Source organism: Mucilaginibacter gossypiicola (genome assembly GCF_900110105.1).
Lineage (GTDB): Bacteria > Bacteroidota > Bacteroidia > Sphingobacteriales > Sphingobacteriaceae > Mucilaginibacter > Mucilaginibacter gossypiicola.
This window is the reverse complement of the sequence record NZ_FOCL01000008.1, coordinates 22,918-36,902: the sequence shown is the minus strand read 5'-3', so window position 1 is coordinate 36,902 and position 13,985 is coordinate 22,918. Positions and strand designations below refer to the sequence as shown.

The 13,985-nt window shown below is 41.1% G+C and carries 14 protein-coding genes; 8 read left to right on the top strand and 6 right to left on the bottom strand.

The window, feature by feature from the left end; translation table 11 throughout:
- Window positions 1-5: 5 nt before the first annotated feature.
- A complete protein-coding gene (locus BMX50_RS23400) occupies window positions 6-554 on the top strand; it encodes a dihydrofolate reductase family protein (RefSeq protein ID WP_091214971.1) in 549 nt (182 codons plus the stop codon).
- A 154-nt stretch (window positions 555-708) separates the two neighbouring features.
- Here the strand turns inward: BMX50_RS23400 and BMX50_RS23395 are convergent, their stop codons facing one another.
- Window positions 709-1,269 (bottom strand): hypothetical protein, encoded by a 561-nt coding sequence (locus tag BMX50_RS23395; RefSeq protein WP_091216108.1) that lies wholly within the window; start codon window positions 1,267-1,269, stop codon window positions 709-711.
- A 103-nt stretch (window positions 1,270-1,372) separates the two neighbouring features.
- Between BMX50_RS23395 and BMX50_RS23390 the strand changes: the two genes are divergently transcribed.
- On the top strand, window positions 1,373-1,858 hold the full coding sequence (locus tag BMX50_RS23390; protein WP_091214969.1) for a hypothetical protein: 486 nt from the start codon (window positions 1,373-1,375) through the stop codon (window positions 1,856-1,858).
- A gap of 82 nt (window positions 1,859-1,940) precedes the next feature.
- On the opposite strand, the gene gldD is transcribed toward BMX50_RS23390, so the two are convergent.
- Both gldD and BMX50_RS23380 read right to left on the bottom strand, forming a co-directional pair.
- Window positions 1,941-2,519: a gliding motility lipoprotein GldD gene (gene gldD, locus BMX50_RS23385; protein ID WP_091214966.1), complete on the bottom strand. Its 579-nt coding sequence runs from the start codon at window positions 2,517-2,519 to the stop codon at window positions 1,941-1,943.
- Entirely contained in the window at window positions 2,516-3,322 is an 807-nt protein-coding gene (locus tag BMX50_RS23380) for a shikimate dehydrogenase family protein (RefSeq protein WP_091214964.1), read from the bottom strand. The genes gldD and BMX50_RS23380 overlap by 4 nt, the downstream gene beginning before the upstream one ends.
- Window positions 3,323-3,546: 224 nt before the next feature.
- On the opposite strand from BMX50_RS23380, the gene BMX50_RS23375 reads away from it, so the two are divergent.
- Window positions 3,547-6,396: an ATP-binding protein gene (locus BMX50_RS23375; protein WP_091214962.1), complete on the top strand. Its 2,850-nt coding sequence runs from the start codon at window positions 3,547-3,549 to the stop codon at window positions 6,394-6,396.
- 596 nt (window positions 6,397-6,992) lie between these two features.
- Here the strand turns inward: BMX50_RS23375 and pyk are convergent.
- Entirely contained in the window at window positions 6,993-8,432 is a 1,440-nt protein-coding gene (gene pyk, locus BMX50_RS23370) for a pyruvate kinase (protein WP_091214959.1), read from the bottom strand.
- Window positions 8,433-8,497: 65 nt separating this feature from the next.
- Window positions 8,498-8,923 (bottom strand): IPExxxVDY family protein, encoded by a 426-nt coding sequence (locus BMX50_RS23365; RefSeq protein ID WP_244281088.1) that lies wholly within the window; start codon window positions 8,921-8,923, stop codon window positions 8,498-8,500.
- A 148-nt stretch (window positions 8,924-9,071) separates the two neighbouring features.
- Between BMX50_RS23365 and BMX50_RS23360 the strand changes: the two genes are divergently transcribed.
- The 3 genes from BMX50_RS23360 to rnc are packed head-to-tail and all read left to right on the top strand — an operon-like array spanning window position 9,072 to window position 11,318.
- Window positions 9,072-9,308 (top strand): acyl carrier protein, encoded by a 237-nt coding sequence (locus BMX50_RS23360; protein ID WP_031266521.1) that lies wholly within the window; start codon window positions 9,072-9,074, stop codon window positions 9,306-9,308.
- A gap of 20 nt (window positions 9,309-9,328) precedes the next feature.
- Window positions 9,329-10,582, top strand: coding sequence for a beta-ketoacyl-ACP synthase II (fabF, locus tag BMX50_RS23355; RefSeq protein WP_091214956.1), 1,254 nt, complete (start codon window positions 9,329-9,331; stop codon window positions 10,580-10,582).
- Window positions 10,583-10,592: 10 nt separating this feature from the next.
- Window positions 10,593-11,318, top strand: a complete 726-nt coding sequence (rnc, locus tag BMX50_RS23350) for a ribonuclease III (protein ID WP_090534754.1) — start codon at window positions 10,593-10,595, stop codon at window positions 11,316-11,318.
- Between the two features lie 16 nt (window positions 11,319-11,334).
- Here the strand turns inward: rnc and BMX50_RS23345 are convergent, their stop codons facing one another.
- Window positions 11,335-12,144, bottom strand: a complete 810-nt coding sequence (locus BMX50_RS23345) for a hypothetical protein (protein WP_091214952.1) — start codon at window positions 12,142-12,144, stop codon at window positions 11,335-11,337.
- A gap of 257 nt (window positions 12,145-12,401) precedes the next feature.
- Between BMX50_RS23345 and BMX50_RS23340 the strand changes: the two genes are divergently transcribed.
- Both BMX50_RS23340 and gmk read left to right on the top strand, forming a co-directional pair.
- Window positions 12,402-13,277, top strand: a complete 876-nt coding sequence (locus BMX50_RS23340; RefSeq protein WP_244281087.1) for a YicC/YloC family endoribonuclease — start codon at window positions 12,402-12,404, stop codon at window positions 13,275-13,277.
- Between the two features lie 102 nt (window positions 13,278-13,379).
- Complete coding sequence (gene gmk / locus BMX50_RS23335) at window positions 13,380-13,961, top strand: guanylate kinase (protein ID WP_091214945.1); 582 nt, start codon at window positions 13,380-13,382, stop codon at window positions 13,959-13,961.
- Window positions 13,962-13,985: the final 24 nt, after the last annotated feature.

Here is a 13,985-nt window from a genome sequence, read left to right as displayed (position 1 = left end):
CATTTATGCGCAAAATAATTTTAAACCTTGCGGTAAGCCTCGATGGTTTCATTGAAGGGCCTAACGGCGAGTACGACTGGTGCCTTGCCGATCAGGATTATGGCATGACCGAGTTTCTGAACAGCAGCGACGCCATTTTCATCGGCCGCAAAAGCTACGACCTGCTGATGAGTACCGATCCGGAAATGTTTGGTGCTTTAAAAATGTATGTTTTTTCGGATACCCTTCAGGCATCGCCAAATCCTAATACCGAAATCATCAAAAGCGCCGATTTTAAATCGAGGGTTGAAATCATCAGGAATCAACCGGGCAGCAATATTTGGCTGTTTGGCGGGGCAAGCCTTCTTTCGGCATTTATTGATGAAGGTTTTATTACCGAGCTTCTGCTATCGGTGCATCCCATTATTTTAGGTAGCGGCAAGCCGCTATTCACTGGCTCCAAAGATAGGATTGAACTTATATTATTGGGCAGCGAACAATTTTCAAGCGGGCTGGTACAGCTTAAATATACCATCAAACCTAAGTTTGATTTGGGTATGCTTGAGGGAATGTAGTAGACTTAGGCTCTTAAAAAGGTGTCATCTCGATAGAGCAGGAACGGACTGAGAGATGGGGCGAAAGAGAAATCTTATACGCCATACTTAGTTCGAATTGTAAGATGTATAAGATTTCTCCTCATTTGTTCGACAAATTTTATTGGGAAAAGGTCTATCCCACCTGAATCACCACATAATCCTTTTGCATCCTTTTTACCTGTTCGGCCATACGTTTAATGAACAGGTAATTTGCTGTCCCGCCAATTACAGCCCCTACAACGGGCACAAGTCGCTCGGCAGTGCGGGTACCTAATATCATCAGCATGCGTTCGGCAATACCTTCCATCATGCCTCTGGTAATGGCCACCCCCGCTTCTACCCTTACCGAAGTTGCTACTAACGACATGAAATCGTCGAAACCATTATCATAGGTTCCACGGTAATAATACATAATGCCCATAATGGCCCTAAACTGTTGGGTAATCAAATTGATGAAATCAAATGGGATCCCCGCTACTAGCGTAAACATGCCACCACTCCCTGCCATTGCACCCGAACCCGCTGCAAGGCAAGCACACTGGTTAATAAACCCTTCGAGGCCAAGTTTATCAACACCGTTTTTTATTTTAAGCTGATCGATACCCTCAAATATTTTCTTAAACCCGCTATGGGCAAGGTTTTCGGTATGCAGCCGGATATCAGTACGTATTTTATTGATTTTGATGAGTTTCATTGTTGAGTTATTATTAAACCGGAAACCCGGCATATTTATAACAGCGTTATCGATAAGCATGTTTTAAATTGCTCAATATATTCTAAAGCCTATCTTTATTGATATGAACTGGATCTTACGTAAAAGTAACAAGCTTAGTTATCATACCAATCTCACAGAGATTGTAAAGCCGATAGTTGATGATATTGCTGATCTGAATTGGTTAGTGGCAGACTTGGAATATGGCGGTTTTAATGGAGATTATCTTCCAATTAACATGAACGACGATTATTTCATTTTGAATCCGGTTGAATTCAAAATTATAGCAAATACAGATCTGCAATTATATTGGGGGGTGTTTGTCGGCATCCCCTCGAAACATCAGGTGTTGGTTGATGTAGAGAATTTGCCTTTTGTGGAAGGCAATCCTCTTGTTTGGAAAAATGGAAACATTCAACACGCAGATGCAGTTATCGAAATAATCTGTTATGACAGCGGGTACACAATGGTTAAATTTACAGATGAAGAACTCTCAAATAAATTTAAAACCTACTTTACTGAAGCGATTGAATTAGAAAAGTTCAAAAACAAATCAGCTCCGTATTATTAGTTTCTAAACTTGTTTTCTTAAGTTTCAGTAATTCAATAGAAAGATACCTGGCTCCCGGTTCTTAAAGTTTTGCCTCTACACCCTACTTCCATTTAAAGCTTTTGATCATCACAGCCATGTCCTGCTTAATAAAGTTAAGCACCGGCTGGATCGAATCAAGACGGGGTTCGCTGTTAAAATATAATGCCCCGCGGACATAGTTATGCACGCTATCAGTCAGAAAAAACTGAGCGGATGAAGCAGCATTGCCATCTATGGTATAATAAATGCCGTAAACCTTTTTATCGGCATAATGGATAATGCCTTCATCAATAGATGTAGCTTTTACCGTATGCTTAAAGGCAAACGTACGTGCATCTTCAACCAGTTGGTTAAACTCCTTTTTTGAAGTGATGGGCTGATAACTTAAATGCAATGTGGCATTAAACTGCGGAAACTGCATATTTACCCAGCAAGGTTTAGCATCGCGTTTTTTATCAGGCTCAATAAAAGCGTATTTAGGATAAGTAAAAGCATATGGGCAACCAGCAGCATAATCCTGATATTCCTTTTTGGGGAATGGGATACGATAAAAGCCACGTGGCTTAGGCGCGTAGTCATGATTGCCGCCGCATGCCGCCAGGAAAAGCAATGCCGCTACTAATAGGGTTAAATACTTCATGGATGCTTCTCTTTTGAGTTCCAGATCTCCCACGATTTTTCGGCTTGTAATACCAGCATTTCGTATCCATTTTTGGTTACAGCGCCACGTTCCCGGCCTTGTTTTAAAAACAGGGTTTCTTCGGGGTTATATATCAGGTCGTATAAAACGTGACCGTCTCCTATAAAATCATAAGGGATAGGCGGGCATTCATCAATATTAGGGTAAGTACCTAAAGGGGTGGTGTTAATGATGATCTTATGCTGTGTTATATGATGCGGCTTAAGATCTTTAAACAAAATATTATCCGCATGGTGCGTAGGCTTCCGCGTAACAACCTTATAGCTGATGCCTAAATTTTCCAACACACATTTTACAGCTTTTGCGGCACCTCCATCGCCCAAAATCAGGGCATCGTCATTGCCGTCGCCAATTAAAGGCTTTAATGATTCTTCAAAACCATAAATATCGGTATTATATCCTTCCAACCTGAAATCGTGGTCTTTAACCCCTATCTCGCCCGAAAATGCAGCTTCTATCGGGCTTTCGGCTGTTACCCTTATACAATTTACAGCACCTGCTTTACGGGCATCATGCTCTATCCAATCCAATAATGGCAATACATTAATTTTATGAGGGATGGTTACATTAAGTCCGCAGATATCAGGATGCTCATCAAGCAGGTCCTGCAGGTCTTTGATATGCTCAATAGGATAAAGATCATAGCGCGCATCTGTAATGCCTTCGGCTTCAAATTTTTCGGTAAAAAACTTTTTTGAGAATGAATGTGAGAGCGGAAAACCGATTAGTCCGTAATGTTTCATGGTCAATTTTTAACAATACCAGCTGCTAAAGTAATCAATTATAGCTTTAGGCCGGTCATGTAACTTTTAATGACGTAATATTAACAACAAAACAAGCATTATTAATTATTGATTTAAAAAGCACACACAGGAAAACATTCTGGAGAAATTTTATTTAGAAAGAAATTTATTTCAAAATAGGTAATTCTCAACGCCAATAAAGTTGTAATTTGGTCACTCATATCATGACCCCTATTACAATTTCTACTACCGGTATTTTGCGGAGGCTCATCTCCATTTGTTTAATTTTTTCGTGCAGTTTTATTGCCCGGGCACAAAACAAACCCAGTCTCAATAAAGAACCCATATTGAAAGTGCTCCGAAGCATGAAAGGCAGCGACTCGGCGACCATACTCGCAAAAAAACTTATCGATTCGGCCAGGACAAACAATAATAAAGCATTTGAAGCAAGAGTGTTGCTGGCACAGGCTTACCAGGCCTACGGTATAGGTAACGAGCACGATGCATTAACTTTCGGCCGCGAAGCTACCAAACTTGCAACCATAGCCGATTCGCTTACCTATGAAAAAGCGCCCATCATGGTAGCTTACATGCTTAGCCGCGAAGCTAAAACGGTCGAAGCCTTAAACATAGCTTTTAAAATATTAAAAGAGTGTGATAATAGGGGATGGAAGGGTTTGAGTATCGATTGCCGCGCCTGTATTGCAGATATCTACCGGTCGATAGACAATCCTAAACAAGCGTTGCCTTATGCTGAGCAGGCTGCAAAAGATGCTTTGAGCATAAAGGATACGGCCTCCTATATTTTTGCGCTGAGCAATATTTCCAATATCCTTTCCGAACGCAGCATGTCATCTCCGGCAAACCTGATTAAAGCTATTCAGTTGATGGAGCAGGTACTTGATAAAAAGCACACGCATTTCCTTTCTGATTTTAGCATAGCTCGTTATCAGGGTAACCTGGGCCGACTTTACCTCATGACCAACCAGGATAAAAAGGCCGAAGATATCCTGATGCAATCACTTACCTTATCCCGCAAAGGAAACTTTAAGACCCTTGAAAAGCACAACCTTAATGAACTTATGACGATGTATGTTGATCATAAGGAATTTAAAAAGGCTGCCCAATTCGGCGAAATGGCAATTGCTATACAACCCGAGTCGCAAAGCAACATAAGCATTCAAAAAAACATCTACAATCACTTAACTGACGCTTATAAAGGCCTCGGCGATTATAAAAATGCCTTTAAGTACAATTATATGTATCGAAAGCTTAACGATAGTATTAATGCACTTGACAAGGCTCGGGATGCTGCCGAACTGGATAAAAAATACCAGGCAGATAAAAGATTACTTATAGCTGCCGGTCAAACTAAATTGGTTGAGGTACAACGAAATTATTTAATTGTGGTTGCACTGCTTATTGTAGTTTTATCGGTGACAGGCTACCGGTGGTTTATGCTTAAAAAGAAAAGAGAAGCCGCTTTACTGGCCAAAGAGCATACACAGCTCGAGAAACTGGATGCGTTGAAAACCCGCTTTTTTGCTAATATAAGCCATGAATTACGCACCCCGCTCACGCTGATCATGGGCCCGGCAAATCAACTAATGGACTTTAATAACTATGAAGATGAACAGCGCGGGATGTTGCAAACCATATCAAACAATAGTAAAAAACTACTCAGCATTGTTAATGAATTACTTGATCTTGGTAAACTGGAGGCGGGAAGGTTAACGGTAGTCCCTAAAACGGTTGCATTATCATCGTTCATAAAAACAATATTTCAGGCGTTTGCATCCGCTGCAGAATATAAGGAGATCAATTACAACCTGGTCAATTCAGTTAATCCAACACTTTCTGTATGGCTTGATCATAAAAAGTTTGAAAAGATAGCCAACAATCTTATCGGTAACGCCATTAAATTTACCCCACATGCTGGTACCATTACGGTTGCAGTAGCCACAAAACTTGATATAATTGAATTTAGTGTAGCTAATACGGGGATGGGAATCCAACCGAAGGACCTGCCGCATATCTTTGACCGCTATTACCAGGGCGAGCGTGATGAGGCCCCATTGGAGGGAGGAACAGGCATTGGCCTTGCTATTGCGCGGGAATTTACAGAATTAATGGGCGGGCGAATTTCTGTTGATAATAACTGGGGCAAAGGCGCATTTTTCGAAGTAACTATTCCGCTTAAAATTGCCAGGGAACAGGTTGCCGAAATACCCGCGACCGGCCCTGCACTTATTATTGCTCCCCAGCATTATGAGTTAAATAACGGCAAGCAACTGATCATGCTGGTTGAAGACCATCATGAAATGGCCTCTTATATTGCCGATATCCTGCGGCCGTTATATACGCTCATAACAGCCGGTAATGGCTACGAGGCATTAAAAAAGCTACAGGAACTATCTGTAACGCCCAGCCTGATCATATCAGATGTGATGATGCCCGAAATGGACGGTTTTACCCTGCTTGAAACGCTGAAGCAAAGCACCGCTTATTGCAATATCCCGGTGATTATGCTCACGGCCCTGGCAGATACGCGGCATAAGCTCAAGGCGCTGCATATTGGTGTTGATGATTACCTTACCAAGCCATTTTTAAGTAGCGAGTTGCTTGCGCGAACAGCCAATCTTATTAATAACGCCGCCGCACGTTCCGGGGCTGGTATCCAGGATGATGAAGAAGTAACAATAACCGCAAACGGGCCACAGGCTGAACAACCAGCAGAAAATACAGTTCTGTCACCTGCCGATTTATCCTGGCTTGAAGACCTGGAAGCCCTTGTACGAAAACATACCGGCAAAACCGATCTTACACTTGCTGTATTAAGTTATGAGCTGGCTATCAGCGAGCGACAATTGTTTCGCCGCATAAAATCAATCACCGGGCTTACCCCCAATAAATATATCCGCGCTATCCGGCTACAAATAGCACGTGAGGCCATTGAAAGCGGCAAATACCGTACTATTGCCGAAGTATCATACACTGCCGGGTTTGATACCCCGGCTTACTTCAGCAAACTGTTTAAGGAGCATTATGGCCGTGATGTTAACGAGTTGCTTTAAACATCAAATTAACTGTCATTTTAGTTAGTCTTTTTAGCTTTCAGCTATTTTTTAACTTCAACGGTACGTTTTTTAACGTAAATGGCGGTTTTGTAAAGGTAAATGTCAGTTTTATTATATTGCTTTTGGGCAGCTTTGTGAGATATAATCCCCCTAAAATAATGACTGTGATTTTTAATGAGGATAAACTCCGAATTCATAACAATCCAACTGATACAATACCAACTATCGGCAAACCACCCGCCGCAATATGCCCGAGATGCAAAAACAAATTTTGCGACCGTACAAAAAGAGGTGCTCTGGTTAAGCTGTTGCTTCCCTGGTTAGCAATAAAACGATACCGTTGCAACAAATGTTTAAGACGCTTTTATAAACGAGGATAACCTTTATTTGAAGAAACATCTACCTTTTATTTTTTAGGATAGCAAGAGAAGTCGGACTTTCAACCTAAACCTGAGTTGTGCCAGATTTTAATTGTGCTTTGCCGGCTTACTTTAGAGTAGCCGGCATTGTTTTTTGATGACCTCATACAATAAAAAAGCCCGCCAGTTATCCCGGCGAGCCTTCTTCATTAAAAGTAAGATCATTAAATAGCCTTATTCAATAACACTTAATTTAAGCGTATTGGTTTTACCCTGCTTAATAATAGGTGTAGAAGCAGTGTTAATAACGATATCACCCGCTTTAATCAGGCTTTCGGCTTTCAATATATCATTAACATCAGCAATAGTTTGATCGGTGCTTTCCAGCTGATCATAGTAAAACGCCCTAACACCCCATACAAGGCTAAGTGCATTTAACAATTGCTTGTTTGATGTAAAGATATATGTACTGGCTTTGGGCCTGTGGCTTGATATTTCAAATGCAGTATAACCCGAGGTTGTCATTGAAACAATACCTACCGCATTGCTTTGCTCAGCAATGTGTACGGCCGATTCGCAAAGCGCATCACTCAGGAAGTAAGGAGATGACGAATCCTTCACTACCGCTTCTTTAGGGGCATTAAAAGGATAACCAAACTCTTCAACATTGCGTACAATTTTGGCCATAGTTTCAATAACAATAACCGGGAACTCACCAACAGATGTTTCACCGCTTAACATAACCGCGTCGGCACCATCAAGTACCGAGTTAGCAACGTCATTAACCTCAGCACGGGTTGGGCGGGGTGTAGTGATCATTGACTCCAGCATCTGAGTAGCCACGATAACCGGTTTTGAGGCAGCGCGACATTTACGGGCAATCATTTTTTGCAGTAATGGCACTTCTTCAAGCGGCATTTCAACACCAAGGTCACCACGGGCAACCATTACACCATCTGTAGCAGCAATAATGGCATCAATATTTTCAATAGCTTCCGGCTTTTCAACTTTGGCAATAACCTTAGCTGCAGAACCATTACGTGCTATAATACGTTTCAGGTCGATAATATCCTCACCGGTACGAACAAAAGAAAGACCAATCCATTCAACATCCTGTTTAAGGGCGAATTCAAGGTTGATCAAATCTTCTTCGGTTAAGCTTGGGATAGATACTTTAGTATTTGGCAGGTTAACACCTTTACGTGATGTTAAGATACCGCCGTGAACAACTTCACATATAACTGTATCAATTTTGTTGGTTTCAATAACCCTTAATTGCAGTTTACCGTCATCAAGCAAAATAATTTCGTTTGCCTGTACATCCTGTGGAAAGGTATCATAAGTAATGTAGATCTGCTCGTCATTACCGATGCACTCATGTGTGGTAATTTTGATGTGCGTTCCATTAACTAAATGAATACCGCCATCTTTTACCAGGCCAATACGAATTTTAGGGCCCTGTAAATCGGCCAGGATACCTACGTTGGTTTTGTATTGCTCGTTAATTTCGCGGATAAGATCGATCACTACCTTATGATCTTCGGGCTTGCCGTGCGAAAAATTAAGACGGCAAACGTTAACACCTGCCTTGATCATCGCTAATAAAACATCTTTTTTAGCTGATGCCGGCCCCATGGTGGCAACAATTTTTGTACGATTATAGTATAGTTCCATATTATTCGGGTTAAAACTGGAGGATATTTAATGATTGTAAAACCAACACCTTTTTAAATTCGGCGCTAAAATAACAGATTTTCCCGTGATTTTATTTTTTTTGGGTCAATCTTTACGGCTGCAACTATCTCTGGTATTTTATTGAGCGATGAGATGATCGTATCAAGCTCATTATCATCTATATAGTTACGGATCATTAAAAAATAGTCGGCACTTTTTATTTCAGGCACGAGGTAACCCTCCGAGCCTTTATTGCCAATAAAGAAGAAGTCGGTTTCGGTGGTTTCCCAACTGTAGCGGTATAATGAAAACAAAACAGGCTCGGCCCCGGGGTAAATGTCTACTTCCAGGTCATCTGTTTTTGAGAAATTAAAATTTAAGTACTTGTTTATAAGAAAACAAACCCGGTAATCTTTAAGCGAGCTTGTTACTGCAATGAGCACAAAATCAAAATCGATCTCAAACTTTAAAAATTTCCTGTTCAAAATCATTACTTTTACGCCGTCAAAATTACTAATACAAACCGTTTCAATAAAATTTTGTTTAGAGATTTATATTGTAAAAGTTTTAGATTTGTTTATTGACAGAATTTATTTTTCTTTGCACTGAATTTTTATTAATCATTAAACTATAAAGACTATGTCTGATATCGCTTCAAGAGTAAAAGCTATTATCGTAGAAAAACTGGGTGTTGACGAAAGTGAAGTTACGCCAGAAGCGAGTTTCACCAATGATCTTGGTGCCGACTCGTTAGACACCGTGGAATTAATCATGGAGTTTGAAAAAGAATTTAACGTGGCTATTCCTGACGATCAGGCTGAAACTATTGGTACTGTTGGCCAGGCAGTTGCTTACCTTGAAAAAAACGTTAAATAAGAACTCCCTAACTGGATTAAATGGAGTTTAAAAGAGTTGTAGTAACCGGGCTTGGAGCACTTACTCCTATTGGCAACACTGTTTCAGATTATTGGAACGGACTGATCAATGGAGTAAGTGGCGCTGCCTTGATTAAGAGTTTTGATACCGAAAAATTCAAAACTAAGTTCGCGTGCGAAGTGAAAGGCTTTGACGCGGATGGTTTTTTGGGCCGTAAAGACGCCCGTAAATTAGATCCGTTTGTACAATACGCTTTATTCTCAACAGAAGAAGCTGTAAAAGACGCGGGATTAGATTTCTCGAAACTGGATACCAGCCGTATTGGCGTTATCTGGGGTTCGGGCATCGGCGGTTTAAAAACTTTCCTCGATGAGGTAATGACCTTTGCCAAAGGCGACGGTTCTCCGCGTTTTAACCCGTTCTTCATCCCTAAAATGATTGCTGATATTGCCCCTGGCCATATCTCAATTAAATATGGTTTGCGTGGGCCTAACTTCACTACCGTTTCTGCATGTGCTTCATCAAATAACTCACTGATTGATTCATTTAACTATATCCGTTTGGGTAAAGCTAATATGTTTATCAGCGGTGGTTCTGAAGCTATTATCAACGAAGCCGGTATTGGTGGTTTTAACGCCATGCACGCATTATCAACCCGTAATGATGATCCGGCAACGGCATCACGTCCGTTTGATTTGGACAGGGATGGTTTTGTGGCAGGCGAAGGCGCAGGTACCATTATTTTAGAGGAATTAGAACACGCTAAAGCCCGCGGTGCAAAAATATACGCCGAAATGATGGGCGGCGGCATGAGCGCTGATGCCTATCACATGACAGCCCCTCACCCTGATGGCTTGGGCGCTGCGTTTGTAATGCGTGCAGCACTTGAAGATGCTAACCTCACCCCTGCCGATATTGATTATGTGAACGTTCACGGCACATCAACACCAATCGGTGATCCGCAGGAAGTTAAAGCAATACAGGATGTGTTTGGCGATGATATTTACCGTATCAACATCAGCTCAACCAAATCAATGACAGGCCATTTGCTTGGTGCTGCCGGCGCGGTTGAAGCTATTGCATCGATACTGGCATTGAAACATGGTATCATCCCTCCAACCATTAATCACTTTACTGATGATCCGGCATTTGATTCTAAGATCAATTTCACCTTTAATACCGCTCAAAAACGCGATATTAATATAGTGCAAAGCAACGGATTTGGTTTTGGCGGACACAATGCTTCTGTAATATTTAAAAAGTACGAAGATTAATTGTGGTTTGATGCCTATAAGTCGGTTCTACAAGCTTTATATATCACCCAACAGAAAGTATGTTAAAATTTTAAAGAATTTGCTCGGCTTTGTGCCGGGCAATTTGTCTTTATACCGCATGGCTTTTCGCCATAAGTCGGTAGCACAAAACATTAAAAAGGGGGTGAAAAACAGTAACGAGCGCCTGGAATTTTTGGGTGATGCCGTTTTGGGCAGTGTTGTTGCTGAAGTACTTTTTAAATTATACCCTTATGAAGACGAGGGTTTTTTGACCGAATTACGCTCAAAAATTGTGAGCCGTGTTAACCTTAACGCGCTCGGTAAAAAATTGGGCTTTGACAAACTCATTGAATATGATAACCGGATGCTTAATTCAAGCAGGCAGGGATCACTACTTGGTGATGCGTTTGAAGCCTTGATTGGTGCAGTTTATTTGGATAAAGGTTACGACTTTACCAAGAACTTCCTGATCAATCACATCATAAAACCTCATATTGACATCCATACCCTTGAGCAAACGGAAACCAATTTCAAGAGCAAACTCATTGAATGGTGCCAGCGTCATGGCCGTGATATTATCTTTGAACTGGTAACTAACCAGGATGGTGAAAGCACCAAACTATTCACCGTACAGGCAAATATCGACGGCGAAGTAATGGGTTCAGGCAAAGAATTTAGTAAAAAGAACGCTGAAAAGCTTGCCGCCGAAAAGGCCTGCGAAGCTTTGGGTATTTAATTCAGATTTCTTTTGATTACAGTGGTGGCTGCTTTTCCTTTTTGAGCTGTACAGGCCCTTCACCAAGCTTTACGGTTGAATCAGGAACTATAAATGTTGGGCTGTTTAACCGTTCAAGCTTTTCTTTTTCGCTGCTATTTTTGTAATATTCATAAGCCCGTATGGTATGTTTAATCAAATCATAATCTGTCCAGGCTTTAATATCCTTGTATGTAGGCGTGTAATAGTTCATGAACTTGCGGGCAAGGCTATCCGTAGCCAGGCCGGTGTATTGTTTCACAAACGGAATATTGTAATGCTTATGAATTTCGGCCTGTTCAAGTTCACTTTGAGCGCTTTGCGCAAAGCGACGAGCGCGGTTAGGAGTTGTGCCCAAAAGCTCATAAAGACCGGTTACTGGATTGCTTAAAAAAGATAATGCCGGAGGCCTTCCGTTGTAAGTAGAACCTTGTTTCTTGTAATCTTTTAAAACCTCGTTTATCTCCTGCCTTTTGGTTTGGCCAACAACTTTCACTTCATCAAGCTTAATAATGGGTTGCATATAAACCGGCATGTCGCTATTATTCAATACCACCACCTTTTGAGGGGTATAATCATCCCTGGTAAAAAGCAGGGTATCACCAACGCGGGTCTTGATGCTAAACCAGCCAACATCATCACTAAGTATCAGTGTTTTAGTATTGAGATCTTTAACGAAAACTTGCCCTACACGCTCGTTGGTTACCTTTTTAGAGATAACACCCTTTACCGTAAACTCCTGGGCCGAAACATGAACGGTTATGAGGCATAGAACGCCTGTTACAAGCAGGTATAAATAGTTGCGCATCAGTGATAATTGAACGTAAATATAGGAACAGTATTTTATTTGAAATGTGAAAAAGTGTTAAAGGGCTTTGCCCTGGTGGTTAGAGGTTAGAGATTAGAGGTTAGTTTTTTTCTTTTTTGAGTGATGAATCCTCTCAATTCTGCCCTTTAATTTATTTCAAATCCGAAATCGAACATTCGAAATCCGACATAACCTAACCTCTAATCTCCGATCTCTAACCTCCAACTAACTAATCTCTAAATTTGCTATCTTTGCGCATGATAAAATCCATGACAGGGTATGGAATTGCCAGTTTTGATTCGGGCAATACAAAATATACCGTAGAGGTTAAATCCCTGAATAGCAAATTTTTAGAATTATCGCTTCGTTTGCCGAAGATTTTTGCCGAAAAAGAGTTTCAGCTGCGTAATGACTGCAGCAAACTTATTGAACGCGGTAAAGTTAATTTATCTATTAATACCGAGCAGGTAAGTCAATCGGTAAAAGCAGCCGGTATCGATAAAGATCTGCTTAAACACTATTACAACCAGCTTAAATCAGTAAGCGAAGAACTTGGCGAGCCAACCGGTAACCTGCTTCAGCTGGCGCTTGGCCTACCCGAAGTTGTTAAATACGAAGAAGATACCATATCCGAAGACGAGTGGAAAGCCGTTGAAAAAACTTTTCAGCAGGCGATGGCCGCTTTCCAGGATTTCAGGGCGCAGGAAGGTAATGTTATTGAACAGGAAATTAAAGGCCGTATCAATACCATATTGAAAAACCTGGAACTTGTTGAACTGGAAGATCCTAAACGCGTTCCGTTGATCCGTGAGCGACTTAATACGTTTTTGGCTGAAGCCGCAAGTCGTGAAGCTATCGACCAAAACCGTTTTGAACAGGAGTTGATCTACTATATTGATAAGCTTGATATAACCGAAGAAAAGGTAAGACTTAAAGCTCATTGCGAATATTTTATTGAAACCCTTAAAAATGCCGATGCAAACGGCAAAAAACTGGGCTTCATTTCGCAGGAGATAGGTCGCGAGATCAATACATTAGGATCAAAAGCCAATGATGCCAATATCCAGAAACTGGTAGTAGGCATGAAAGAAGAGCTTGAAAAAATTAAAGAACAACTGTTAAACGTATTATAGTATAGTCATTGAGTCATCAGGTCATTAAGTCATTGATTGCTTTGCCGGCAATTTTTGAAAAAATGACACAATGACTTAATGACGCAATGACGTATATAATCAATGTCCAAAGAAGGTAAACTCATCATATTTTCGGCACCATCGGGTGCTGGTAAAACCACAATAGTAAATCATTTGCTGGGGAAAATCCCCACGCTTGAATTTTCCATTTCGGCCACCACACGTGAACGCCGCGGCGATGAAGTACATGAGCAAGACTATTATTTTATAAGCAAAGAAGAGTTTTTGCACCGTATTGCCAAAAAGCATTTTGTTGAATTTGAGGAGGTTTACACCGGCACTTTTTATGGCACACTCCGTACCGAAATTGAGCGCATATGGGCTAAAGGTAAAACAGTAATATTTGATATTGATGTTGAAGGTGGCCTCCACCTTAAGCGTAAATATGGCGAACAAGCTTTGGCCATATTCGTACAGCCCCCATCACTTGAGGTTTTGATTGAAAGATTGACCGGTAGAGGTACTGATAGTGAAGAAAAACTGAAAGAACGCTTTGCCAAAGCAGAAAAAGAGCTTAAATACGCTCCACAATTTGATATTATACTCAAAAATTACGATCTTGAAACGGCCTGCAATGAGGCAGAGGAATTAGTGAGCACGTTTATTGGCCCCCCGGCCCCCTAAAGGGGGAGTACAAAAATCCCATTT